This window comes from Comamonas sp. lk (genome assembly GCF_900564145.1).
Classification (GTDB): Bacteria; Pseudomonadota; Gammaproteobacteria; order Burkholderiales; family Burkholderiaceae_C; genus Comamonas.
Map to the genome: position 1 here is coordinate 2705373 of NZ_UOOB01000001.1, position 11380 is coordinate 2716752.

General features: G+C 62.1%; 11 protein-coding genes. 4 read left to right on the forward strand and 7 right to left on the reverse strand.

The genetic code is table 11. The features are described 5' to 3' along the window. Positions 1-30: 30 nt before the first annotated feature. The 4 genes from EAO39_RS12355 to EAO39_RS12370 form a co-directional block, all read right to left on the reverse strand. Positions 31-525, reverse strand: a complete 495-nt coding sequence (locus EAO39_RS12355) for an EVE domain-containing protein (protein WP_120967771.1) — start codon at positions 523-525, stop codon at positions 31-33. A gap of 7 nt (positions 526-532) precedes the next feature. After that, positions 533-1168 (reverse strand): hypothetical protein, encoded by a 636-nt coding sequence (locus EAO39_RS12360; protein WP_240466981.1) that lies wholly within the window; start codon positions 1166-1168, stop codon positions 533-535. Positions 1169-1299: 131 nt separating this feature from the next. Continuing rightward, complete coding sequence (locus tag EAO39_RS12365) at positions 1300-1551, reverse strand: GlsB/YeaQ/YmgE family stress response membrane protein (RefSeq protein WP_120967773.1); 252 nt, start codon at positions 1549-1551, stop codon at positions 1300-1302. Positions 1552-1743: 192 nt separating this feature from the next. After that, positions 1744-2370 (reverse strand): C40 family peptidase, encoded by a 627-nt coding sequence (locus tag EAO39_RS12370; protein ID WP_120967775.1) that lies wholly within the window; start codon positions 2368-2370, stop codon positions 1744-1746. 330 nt (positions 2371-2700) lie between these two features. Here EAO39_RS12370 and EAO39_RS12375 point away from each other — a divergent pair, with 330 nt between their 5' ends. The 4 genes from EAO39_RS12375 to EAO39_RS12390 all read left to right on the forward strand — a co-directional run bounded on the left by EAO39_RS12375 (position 2701) and on the right by EAO39_RS12390 (position 8441). Further along, complete coding sequence (locus EAO39_RS12375; RefSeq protein WP_120967777.1) at positions 2701-3303, forward strand: isochorismatase family protein; 603 nt, start codon at positions 2701-2703, stop codon at positions 3301-3303. Positions 3304-3540: 237 nt separating this feature from the next. Then, positions 3541-5463, forward strand: a complete 1923-nt coding sequence (locus EAO39_RS12380; RefSeq protein ID WP_120967779.1) for a propionate--CoA ligase — start codon at positions 3541-3543, stop codon at positions 5461-5463. Positions 5464-5625: 162 nt separating this feature from the next. Beyond that, on the forward strand, positions 5626-7014 hold the full coding sequence (locus tag EAO39_RS12385) for a phosphomannomutase/phosphoglucomutase (protein ID WP_120967781.1): 1389 nt from the start codon (positions 5626-5628) through the stop codon (positions 7012-7014). Positions 7015-7130: 116 nt separating this feature from the next. Continuing rightward, positions 7131-8441 (forward strand): 3-deoxy-D-manno-octulosonic acid transferase, encoded by a 1311-nt coding sequence (locus EAO39_RS12390; protein ID WP_120967783.1) that lies wholly within the window; start codon positions 7131-7133, stop codon positions 8439-8441. 137 nt (positions 8442-8578) lie between these two features. Here the strand turns inward: EAO39_RS12390 and EAO39_RS12395 are convergent, their stop codons facing one another. From EAO39_RS12395 to EAO39_RS12405, 3 genes are all read right to left on the reverse strand, one after another. Then, positions 8579-9964, reverse strand: a complete 1386-nt coding sequence (locus tag EAO39_RS12395) for a TolC family outer membrane protein (protein ID WP_240467103.1) — start codon at positions 9962-9964, stop codon at positions 8579-8581. Between the two features lie 180 nt (positions 9965-10144). Beyond that, a complete protein-coding gene (locus tag EAO39_RS12400; RefSeq protein WP_120967785.1) occupies positions 10145-10489 on the reverse strand; it encodes a rhodanese-like domain-containing protein in 345 nt (114 codons plus the stop codon). 146 nt (positions 10490-10635) lie between these two features. Further along, a complete protein-coding gene (locus tag EAO39_RS12405) occupies positions 10636-11346 on the reverse strand; it encodes a protein-L-isoaspartate O-methyltransferase (protein WP_120967787.1) in 711 nt (236 codons plus the stop codon). Positions 11347-11380: the final 34 nt, after the last annotated feature.

Genomic DNA, 11380 nt, shown 5'->3' on the forward strand with positions numbered 1-11380 from the left:
AGGGCCCGGCCCAGCCATGGTCCGGGCGTTTCAGCTGTCCAGCAGCTGCACAATGCGCTGCCACTCAGCCTCGCTGACCGGTGTGATCGACAGGCGGTTGCCTTTTTGCAGCACCCGCATCTGGACCAGATCGGGCTGTTCGCGCAGTTCGGCAATCTGCAGCGGGCGGGTCTTGCGTTCGGCCTGCACGTCCAGCGTCAGCCAGCGCGGTTTGTCGGGAGAGGATTTGAGGTCGTAGTAGGGATCGGCCGGGTCGAACTGCGAGGGATCGACGCGCAGATTGCCGGCAATGCGTGCCAGGCCGTAAATACCGGGTTCGGCGCAGCTTGAATGCCAGTACAGCACGCCGTCGCCCACTTGCATATCGTCGCGCATGAAGTTGCGCGCCTGGTAATTGCGCACGCCGTTCCAGGCAATGGTCTGCCCGGGCGCGGCCAGGGCATGATCAATCGAGTACTCGTCGGGCTCGTTTTTCATCAGCCAGTAACGGCGCCCGGAAGCCGAGGTTGTAGAGCTTGCGTTCATGGTGAGCTTATTGACCTTTGGCATCGCCTTGGCGGTTGCGGCCCCAGGGGCCTCGATCGGTCTGGCTCCAGCTGCGTGCGCTGGCGCTGCTTTGCTCCACGGTATGGGCCGTGCGGCGCAGGCGGCCGGGCAGGTCAAGATTGGCGTGTTCGACCACACGCAGGCAATCCTGGATATGGCGCTCGCCCAGATAGCGCAGCGTGGCATAGCCCAAGGCTGCGGCAGCCACAGTGCCAGCAAGGGGCACGTATTTGGCGGCCTGCTTGGTGGTCATGCGCATGCCGGCGGCGCGTGCCAGGCGCATCACCACATCGCGGGTAATGAACTTGCCGATCACCACCGAGCCCACCATGGCCACGGCTTTCTGTACCTGTTCACGTTTGGTGGGGCTCAACTGGTCCAGTTGTTCGGGCGTGAGGCCGAATTCCTCGTTGATACGCGGCAACAGCTGCGAGAGCAGGGCGGCATCCACGGCCCAGTCCAGGCCTGGAATTGGAATGGTGCTGACGGCAGCGCCAAACAAGGCCCGTTTTTTGAGTAGAGCACGCGCGCGTGCTGCGGCCTGGGCCACATCGTCCCGGCTGGCGAAGGCCGAAGATGCCGGAGATGCCTGGGAAGAGGCTTGAGGTTTTTGGGTCCACATGAATCAATCCTTTGGATGCCAGGCGTCAAAAGCAAAAGCCGCCAAGGCACAAGAGCCTGCTCCTGTACCTTGCGGCCTGAAATGCGGCAGTCAAGACTATACGGTCATTGCTGCGCAATCAACTTCTGCAATCAACTGGCCTTGCTTCTGACAAAGGCGTAGACGAACAGCAAGACAATGGCGCCGACGATGGAGGCAATCCAGCCCGCCGCCTGGCCTTGCTGATACCAGCCCATGGCCACGCCCACATAGCTGGCCAGAAAGGAGCCGGCTATGCCTAGCAAGATCGTCATGATCCAGCCCAGCTTGTCATCGCCGGGCTTGAAGGCGCGCGCCAGCAAACCCACGATCAAACCCACGAACAGCGTACCCAGAATCGACATAGAAAAACTCCTCCGCGTTAATTGACGATTGACTCTATGAGGACGTGCAACCGCCGCTTGTCGGACGCCGTCCTTTGTCTGCGCGGGTCTGAATCCGCAGGGTTAGGCCTTGGTGTGCAAGTCATGCCAGCCCACGCAACAGGCAATAAAAAACGCCTGCAGGGCAGGCGTTTTTTGGGGGGCGTCACAGATTCACTGCGGCAGCGCAGCGGCGGCCGTCAGTGCAGCTGCCGTGGCATCTGCACCCTGGGCGCCTTCTACGCGGCGTGCGCCGTCAAAGCGGTGTGCCCAGTAGGACGTCTGCATGCTTTCCACCCGTACGCTGGCACCGGTGCGGGGCGCGTGGATGAATTTGCCTTCACCCACATAAATGCCCACATGGCTGAAAGCGCGGCGCATGGTGTTGAAGAAGACCAGATCGCCGGGCTTGAGCTCGTCGCGGTCGATTTTCTGGGTGGCCTGGGCCTGCTCGGCAGCCAGACGGGGCAAAACCTTGCCCACGGTCTGCGAGTAGATGGCACGCACAAAACCGCTGCAATCAAAGCCGGTTTCAGCGCTGTTGCCGCCAAAGCGATAGGGAACACCCAGAAAACCCATGGCCGTGACGACCAGGTCGGAGGTTTTCTCGGCCACGTTCTGACGCGCTTCGCGAACGAAGTCGGAAGTACGCTCGGCCATGGAGTGGCGCGCTTCACGCAGCTGGGTGATGAGACCGCGGTTGACCAGCAACTGGGTCATGTCGTCGTCACGCTGTTCGCTGGGTGCCGCATGTGCGGTTGTAACGCCGACAAAGAGGAGTGCAATAAGCCATCTGGACATGGGGCGTGAGGGTACCACGTTAATTTGTAGGATGGGACCTCCATTTCCATGTTCTACCCCAGGTTTTTGATCTCAAGCAGTAAATGCCTTGCAGGCATGAGCTTATTGCCTAATGTGCTCTCAAATTTGAAGCGTATCGCTGTCGGTGTTTTCCCGGTTCTGTCTCTAGCGATTTTGGCCAAGGCCAATCTGTGCTACCACGGGTTTTTACCGGTCTGAATCGCGCAAAGCGGGGCGAGCAGCGACAATAGCGCCCTATAGCGATGGCGGGTGAACGCTTTTATCTGCCCATCACAAGCAAAAGTACAAGATTTCTCAGAAAGAACTGCCATGCTGTTAGAAGCCGCCGAATCGCAACTGGTGCTGGTCGATTACCAGGACAAGCTCATGCCCGTGATCCACGAAGCTCAGGAGGCCTTGGCCAATGCCATCAAGCTGGCCAAGCTGGCCCAGATGCTGGACGTGCCGGTCTGGGGTACGGAGCAGAACCCTTCGCGCCTGGGTGCCAATCAGGCCGAGTTGAAGGCCTTGTGCGGCAAGACGCTGGAGAAGATGTATTTCAGCGCCGTGGCCGAAGGCCTGGGCGAATGGCTGCGTCCTCCAGCCAAGGCCCCGAGCGGCAATGCCCGCAGCCTGCCCAAGCATCTGCAAAAGCCCCAGCAGCAAGCGCCCGAGCGCAATATGGTGGTGATCGCCGGCTGCGAAACCCATGTCTGCCTGCTGCAGACGGCGCTGGAGCTGCTCGAGGAAGAGTTTGACGTCTGGGTGGTGACGGATGCCTGCGGCTCGCGCACCGAGCGCAACCGCGATGCGGCGTTTGACCGCCTGGCCGGTGCCGGTGCCGAACTGGTGACCACCGAGATGGTGATGTTCGAGTGGCTGCGCACCTGTGAAGATCCGGCCTTCAAGGAAATGCTGGCGCTTGTGAAATAAGCATGGGCAGCTATCAGATTGATATCAAACCGATCTTGATAAGAAAAAGATAAGAAAAGCGCCTTCGGGCGCTTTTTTCGTTGCTGCCGCCTGTGGTGCAGGAAAGCCCGGATGGGCAAGTCGGCTCGGCTTGATTGAATCCAGACAAGAGCCTGTCAGTTTTCGGCAAGCGCATTATGAATAATTATGAATTCAGAAGACTCTCTGCAAAAGATGGAGAGTCAAGGAGACCGACATATGAATACCGACCAGCAGACGGACAAACACGCGCGCGCACAGTTTGAAGATTTTTACCAGCGCTCCATCAACGACCGCGATGCCTTCTGGGCCGAGCAGGCCGAGCTGATCGATTGGCAGCAAAAGTCCACGCAGATCTGCGACTACAGCAACCCGCCTTTTGCCCGCTGGTTTGTGGGCGGCACCACCAATCTGTGCCACAACGCCGTGGACCGTCATCTGGCGGAGCGTGGCGAGCAAAAGGCGCTGATCGCCATTTCCACCGAAACCAACACGGAAAAGACCTATACCTACCGCGAGCTGCATGGTGAGGTGAACCGCATGGCGGCCGCGCTGCAGGCGCTGGGCGTGGAAAAAGGCGACCGGGTGCAGATCTATATGCCCATGATTGCCGAGGCAGCTTTTGCCATGCTGGCCTGCGTACGCCTGGGGGCGATCCATTCCGTGGTGTTTGGCGGCTTTGCCTCGGGCGCGTTGGCTTCGCGTATCGACGATGCCCAGCCCAAGGTGATTGTGAGCGCCGATGCCGGCTCGCGTGGCGGCCGTGTCGTGGCTTACAAGCCTTTGCTGGATGAGGCGCTCAAGCAAGCTAGCCATCAGCCCGCCGCCGTGCTGATGGTCAACCGCGGCCTGGCCGACATGCCCATGCGCGCCGGTCGCGACCATGACTGGGCTGCCTTGCGCGCTTTGCATAGCGAAGCCGTGGTCGATTGCGTGTGGGTGGAATCCACCCATCCCAGCTACACCCTCTACACCAGCGGCACCACGGGCAAGCCCAAGGGCGTGCAGCGCGATACCGGCGGCTACACGGTGGCGCTGGCCTCCAGCATGCCCCATATTTTTGATGTCCAGGCCGGCCAGACTTTCTTTTGCACCAGCGACATAGGCTGGGTGGTGGGCCACAGCTACATCATCTATGCACCGCTGATTGCGGGCATGGCCACCGTCATGTATGAGGGCCTGCCGATCCGCCCCGATCCCGGCGTGTGGTGGAGCATTGTGGAGAAATACCAGGTCACCCATATGTTCTCGGCGCCCACGGCGATACGGGTGCTCAAAAAGCACGATGCCGACTATCTGCACCGCTACGACATTTCCAGCCTCAAGGCTTTGTGGCTGGCAGGCGAGCCGCTGGATGAGCCCACGGCCGCCTGGATCAGCGGCGCCATCAACAAACCCATCATCGACAACTACTGGCAGACCGAAACCGGCTGGCCCATCATGACGCTGTGCAACGGCATAGCGCCTCAGGCCACGCGCTTTGGCAGCCCGGGCAAGGCCGTCTATGGCTACAACGTCAAGCTGATCGACGATGCCACGGGTGAAGAGCTGAACACGCCCAGCCAAAAAGGCGTGCTGGCCATCGAAGGGCCGCTGCCGCCGGGTTGCATGCAAACCGTCTGGCGTGACGACGCACGTTTTGTGAACACCTACTGGAAGAGCATTCCAGGCCGCATGGTCTACAGCACCTTTGACTGGGGCGTGCGAGACGAGGACGGCTATTACTTCATCCTCGGGCGCACCGATGACGTGATCAACGTGGCGGGCCATCGCCTAGGCACGCGCGAGATCGAGGAAAGCATTTCGGCGCATCCGCAGATTGCCGAAGTGGCCGTGGTGGGCGTGGCCGATACGCTCAAAGGGCAGACGGCCCTGGCTTTCGCCATCGTGCGCGATGCTTCGGCCGTGGCCGATGAGGCGGCTTGCAAGGCGCTGGAAGCCGATGTGATGAAGTTGGTGGATTCGCGCCTGGGGGCCGTGGCCAGACCGTCGCGGGTGATTTTTGTCTCGGCCCTGCCCAAGACGCGCAGCGGCAAATTGCTGCGTCGGGCCTTGCAGGCGGTGGCCGAGGGGCGCGACCCCGGCGATCTGAGCACCATGGAAGATCCGGCTGCTCTGGCCCAGGTGCAGCAAAGGCTGTAAATGTTGCCTATAAAGTCATAGAAGCTATAAAAAGGTGAGTGAATGCAAGGCCTGCCGCTAAACGCCGTAGGCCTTGTTGTTTGCCGCCTAAAATCGATGGCTTGGCCGGCGCCACCCCGCGCCCGGCAATCCAGAATTCAAACCTCCCGAGAAAGAGTCGCCGTGCAAGTTGCTGCTTCCATTTTCAAAGCCTATGACATCCGCGGCATCGTGCCGTCCACGCTGACCGAAGAGGTGGCTCGCGGCATCGGCCGTGCTTTTGGCATGGCGGCGCTGGTGGCCGGCGAAAAGACGGTGGCCGTGGGCCGCGATGGCCGTATTTCCGGTCCTTCGCTGTCTTCGGCGCTGATGCAGGGCCTGACCGATGTGGGCGTGAACGTGATCGATATCGGCATGGCGACCACGCCCATGCTGTATTTTGCGGCGGCCACGCTGTGCACCAGCGGCATTCAGGTCACCGGCAGCCACAATCCCAAGGATTACAACGGCTTCAAGATGGTGCTGGGCGGCCGCGCCATTTATGGCGACGAAATCCAGGCTTTGCGCGTGCGCATGGAAACCGAAGACTGGGCCATCACCGGCACAGGCCAGATCTCCCAGGCCGATGTGCTGGCCGACTACACGGCCCGCATTCTGGGCGATGTGAAGCTGGCCCGCCCCATGAAGGTGGTGGTGGACTGCGGTAACGGCGTGGCCGGTGCTTCGGCGCCTGCCATCTTTCGCCAGCTGGGCTGCGAGGTGGTGGAGCTGTTTTCCGAAGTGGACGGCGATTTTCCCAACCATCACCCCGATCCCAGCAAGCCCGAAAACCTGCGCGATGTCATTCACGCCTTGCAGACCACCGATGCGGAACTGGGCCTGGCTTTTGACGGCGATGGCGACCGCCTGGGCATTGTGACCAAGGACGGCCAGACCATTTACCCCGACCGCCAGATGATGCTGTTTGCCCGGGACGTGCTCTCGCGCGTGCCCGGCGGCGCCATTGTGTTTGACGTGAAATGCACGCAGCGCCTGGCTCCCGAGATCGAAGCGGCCGGCGGCAAGGCCGTGATGTTCAAGACCGGCCACTCCCTGGTCAAGGCCCGCATGAAAGAGCTGGACGCCCCCCTGGGCGGCGAGATGAGCGGCCATATCTTCTTCAAGGAGCGCTGGTTCGGTTTTGACGACGGAACGTATGCCGGCTGTCGCCTGCTGGAAATCGTGAGCCGCGAGGCCGATCCCAGCGCCTTGCTCAACGGCTTGCCCACCAGCCACTCGACGCCCGAACTCAATGTGAGCTGCGCCGAAGGCGAACCCCACCGTCTGGCGGCCGAGCTGCAAGCCCTGGCTGCGACGGAGTTTGAGGCGCCGGCTCAGGTCAGCACCATTGACGGCCTGCGTGTGGACTGGCCCGATGGCTTTGGCCTGATCCGCGCCAGCAACACCACGCCGGTGCTGGTCCTGCGTTTTGAAGGCCATAGCGAAGCGGCTTTGCAGCGTATCGAAGCCAAGATGCTGGCGCTGCTCAAGCGTGTCAAACCCGACGCGCAAGTCGGCAGCGCTGCGCACTGAGATGAAATACCCCCTGAGCGGCGTTGCCGCGGGGACGATGCCGTCGCTGCGAGGCGGCTCTTGCTTGGCATCTATGGCTTGGGCCGTGCCAATGTGAGCCGTCAGGGGCTTTTTTCATGAATCTGCATTCCTCTCGCTCTCGAATCACTCTGGCCCGCGCCGCCTATAGCGCGCTGGCCTGGGCGGTTCAGTCTTTGTTGCGCCGCAAGCTGCGCCGCCGCGCCGTGGCCGAGCCCGGCTATGCCGAGGCGGTGCCCGAGCGTTTCGGGCATTACACGCCACAGACCTTGGGGCAGGACGGGCGCGGCCAATGGGTTTGGGTGCATGCGGTGTCGCTGGGCGAGACGCGGGCGGCGGCGATTTTGCTGCAGGCCCTGCGGCAGAAAATGCCCGGCATGCGGCTGCTGCTGACCCATAACACGGCCACGGGCCGTGCCGAAGGCCGAAAACTGTTGCAAGAAGGTGATGTCCAGGTCTGGGTGCCCTGGGACACTCTTGCCGCAACTCGCGCGTTTATTGCGCAGTTTCGCCCGGCCGTGGGCGTGCTGATGGAAACCGAAATCTGGCCCAATCTCATTGCCAGCTGTGCCGAGGCCGGCGTGCCGCTGGCGCTGGCCAATGCGCGGCTCAACGCCAAGTCGGAGGCCGGGGCCTTGCGCATGGCGCCGCTGTCGCGCCCCGCCTATGCGGCACTGTCTGCCGTCTGGGCCCAGACCGAGGCCGATGCCCAGCGCCTGCGCAATGTGGGAGCCAAGGTGGATGCGGTGCTGGGCAATCTCAAATTCGATGTGCAGCCCGATGCTGCCCAGCAAGCCCGGGCCGACCAGTGGCGCAAATTTTTGAGCTTGCCCATCCTGTTGTTTGCCAGCAGCCGCGAAGGCGAAGAGGCGCAGTTGCTGGCCGAACTGAAGAAAAATCCCCAAGCCCTGCAGGCCGCGCAGTGGCTGATTGTTCCGCGCCATCCCCAGCGTTTCGATGCGGTGGCGCAGCTGTGTGCCGATGCTGGCTTTACCGTGTCTCGCCGCAGTCAGTGGGATTGCGGCCTGCCGCAGCCAGAGGGTGCGCTCTGGATTGGTGACTCTTTAGGCGAGATGCCGCTGTATTACGGCCTGGCCGATGTGGCCCTGATGGGCGGCAGCTTCGAACCCTTGGGCGGACAGAACCTGATCGAGTCTCTGGCCTGCGGCACGCCCGTGGTGCTGGGGCCGCATACCTTCAATTTCAGCGAAGCTTCCGATCTGGCCGTGCTCTCTGGCGCGGCCTTGCGCAGCGCGGACATGGCAGCGGCCGTGCAACAGGCTCTGGCCTTGGTGCAAAGCCCGCAGGCGCGAATGGCGGCCGAAACATCGGCGCGTGATTTGCTGCAGCAGCATCGGGGCGCCGCCGAGGCCACGGCCGAGGCTGTGTTGCAGCTGATGCAGCGTTGATCTGAAGCGGTCCGCTTTATTTGATAGCTGCAGGCGCTTTATTCTTGATATTTTGACCCTTGAACCGCACTGAAGTCTCCACAGAAAAAGCGCTAAACGCTCTCAAATAGAGAGCGCTGTCTTGGGTGAAACGTTTTTCAATGCTGGGCTTGGCGCACAGCAGGCTTGTTCGCCTTGGCGACTGCCGCTGCAGTCTTGCCGGTTGTGCCGCTAATGCTAGGCGCCACAGTCAGTGCATCGATCATGCGCAGGTCATCGTCGCTCAAGGAACCGGCGGACTGGCGCAGTTTGAGCTGGCCCAACAGCACCTGGTAGCGGGCCTGGGCCAGATCGCGCTGGGTCTGGAAGACCTGGCTTTGGGCATTGAGCACGTCGATATTGATGCGTACGCCCACTTCATAACCGAGGCGGTTGGCTTCCAGAGCGCTCTGGCTGGAGCTCAGGGCCGCTTCCAGCGCCTTGACCTGGGCCTGACCCGATTGCACGCCAAAGTAGGCGGTGCGTGTGGTCTGCTCCACCGTGCGGCGCGCGTCATCGAGCTGGGCGCGGGCTTTTTCTTCCAGCGCCACGGTTTCCTTGACGCGGTTTTGCACGGCAAAGCCGGCAAACAGCGGCAGATTCATCACCACGCCGATCTGGGCCGAATTGGTTCTGGTCCCCGCAGGCAGGCTGGGCGTCATATAGCCGTTGGGGTAGCGGTTGATGCCGTAGCCGGCCTGCAGATCCACGGTGGGCTTGTGGCCGGCTTCGGCTTTTTGGGTTTCGAGCTGGGCCACATCCAGGGCCAGCTGGGCCTGGCGCAGCTGGGGCTGGCGCTCCAGCGCCGTGTTCACCCAGCTTTGCGCATCGGCAGGCTGCAGGCTGGGCAGGGTCAGGGGCTGGGCCAGCGGGCTGGGCTGGGTGCCCACCTTGCCCACGATCTGGTCTAGCGCAATGCGCTTGACCTGTACCTCGTTCTGGGCGGCGATCTCCTGCGCCGTTGCCAGGTCGTAACGGGCCTGAGCTTCGCGCGAATCGGTGATGGTGGCCGTGCCCACTTCAAAATTGCGCTTGGCCATCTCCAGCTGGCTGTTGATGGCGTTTTTCTGGGCCATGGCCACGTTGAGGCTGTCCTGGGCCGACAGCACATCGAAATAGGCCTGGGCCACGCGCACGATCAGGCTTTGCGCCGCGCCGTCGAGCTGGGCCTGGGCCACGTCCAGCCCGCGCTGGCCTTGCTCGTAAGCAACTTTGTTGGCCGGGCGGTACAGCGGCTGCTGGGCGCTGAGCTGCAGGTTTTGCAGCGTGGTGTTGACGCCTGTTGCGGCCTGGGGCAGGTGAATCTCGGTATGCGTGCGATTGACGCCGCCTTGCAGGCCCACGCTGGGCAGCAGACCCGACAGAGCCTGATCGGCCCGGCTTGCCGCCGCGCGTGCATCGGCCTGCTGGGCTTGCCAGGAGGCATCGTAGCCGCGCGCCTGGGCCGTGAGCTGGGACAGCGTCTCTGCCTGCACCGTGGCGGCACCACTGCCCGCTGCGATCATGAGAGCCAGGGCCAGCAAGGAGGGCCGGGGCAGCATGCTTGCGGTGCGGGCCTGACTGGCCTGGTTGGCCTTGGGACTGGTGAAGCACTGGGGCCGGGGCAGCTTGGTCATAGATGAAGTCTTTGGCAGTCTCGGTCTAGGTCGGTGTCGGTGGCGCTCGGTGCAGGGCAGGTCGGGGCTTCAGTAGCGCGGCACGCTGGGGTCGGCGGTCAATGACCAGGCATCGATGCCGCCGGTGATATTGCTCACGTCTTCAAAGCCGTGGTTGATCAGAAACGCGGCTACGCTCATGCTGCGTGCGCCGTGGTGGCACAGGCAGGCAATCGGGTGATCGGGGTCGAGCTCCTGCAGGCGGCCGGGGATTTCGTGCATGGGAATGCAGCGCAACTCAAAGCCTTCGCCTTGAATGCTGGCCTGGGCAATTTCCCAGGGCTCGCGCACATCCAGCACCACGGGCAGGGCCGAATCATTGCTATGGGCGGCGAGCCAGGCCTGGAATTGAGCGGGAGAAACTTGGGTCAGCATGCGAAAAAATCAAAAAGAAGGCAGAAATCAGAAGAGGGGGCCTGGGGCAATCAAGTACCGGAAGGGGCAGGTGGTTGCTATTAGAAAAATAGCGCCTGTCGCAGATATCTTGCGGGCGAGGCGCTATTTTTCAGGCTGCAACAGGATTAGAAGCTGAAGCGCGAAGGCTCTTCAAAGCTGGTCAGTCGCGGAGCAACCGTATCCCAGGGCTGGCTGAGCTTGAACTCGTTGCCGGTCTTGGTGACCAGGGTAAAGCGCATCACGGGCTGCTGGCCCACGATGGCGGCAATGCGGCCGCCGTCATTGAGCTGGGCAATCAGGGCTTCGGGAATCTGGGCTACCGAGCCGCTGAGCACGATGACATCGAACTGGCCCAGGGCTGCTGCGGCGGTGGCACCGTCTGCCAGCTTCACTTCCACGTTCTTCACGCCGGCGCTCAGCAGGTTTTCGCGGGCCATCTCGGCCAGCTCGGGCACGATTTCCAGCGTTACCACGTCCTTGGCCTGTGCGGCCAGCAGGGCGGCCATATAGCCGGAACCCGAGCCGATTTCCAGCACGCGGTCGCTGGGCTTGATCTGCAGGTCTTGTGCCATGCGGGCTTCGATCTTGGGGGCCAGCATGATCCAGCCCTTGGCGGCGGCTTCGTCAGGCGTGCCGTGCAGAGGGATTTCGATGTCGCAATAGGCCAGAGTGACATGCTCGGGCGGCACATAGTCTTCGCGGCGCACCTTGCCCAACAACTCCAGCACTTGTTCATCCAGCACGTTCCAGGGACGGATTTGCTGTTCAATCATGTTGAAGCGGGCCTGCGCGTGCACATCGCGCGGATCGACTTGGCTGTTCATTGGCAGGGCCATGGGGAGATCTCCGGGGAAAGTCTTTTATCGGGAC

Excerpts from the sequence above, each read along its gene's own strand:
- EAO39_RS12355 (WP_120967771.1), bottom strand. The coding sequence starts at position 525 with ATGAACGCAAGCTCTACAACCTCGGCTTCCGGGCGCCGTTACTGGCTG.
- EAO39_RS12360 (WP_240466981.1), bottom strand. The coding sequence starts at position 1,168 with ATGTGGACCCAAAAACCTCAAGCCTCTTCCCAGGCATCTCCGGCATCT.
- EAO39_RS12365 (WP_120967773.1), bottom strand. The coding sequence starts at position 1,551 with ATGTCGATTCTGGGTACGCTGTTCGTGGGTTTGATCGTGGGTTTGCTG.
- EAO39_RS12370 (WP_120967775.1), bottom strand. The coding sequence starts at position 2,370 with ATGTCCAGATGGCTTATTGCACTCCTCTTTGTCGGCGTTACAACCGCA.
- EAO39_RS12375 (WP_120967777.1), top strand. The coding sequence starts at position 2,701 with ATGCTGTTAGAAGCCGCCGAATCGCAACTGGTGCTGGTCGATTACCAG.
- EAO39_RS12380 (WP_120967779.1), top strand. The coding sequence starts at position 3,541 with ATGAATACCGACCAGCAGACGGACAAACACGCGCGCGCACAGTTTGAA.
- EAO39_RS12390 (WP_120967783.1), top strand. The coding sequence starts at position 7,131 with ATGAATCTGCATTCCTCTCGCTCTCGAATCACTCTGGCCCGCGCCGCC.
- EAO39_RS12395 (WP_240467103.1), bottom strand. The coding sequence starts at position 9,964 with ATGATCGCAGCGGGCAGTGGTGCCGCCACGGTGCAGGCAGAGACGCTG.
- EAO39_RS12400 (WP_120967785.1), bottom strand. The coding sequence starts at position 10,489 with ATGCTGACCCAAGTTTCTCCCGCTCAATTCCAGGCCTGGCTCGCCGCC.
- EAO39_RS12405 (WP_120967787.1), bottom strand. The coding sequence starts at position 11,346 with ATGGCCCTGCCAATGAACAGCCAAGTCGATCCGCGCGATGTGCACGCG.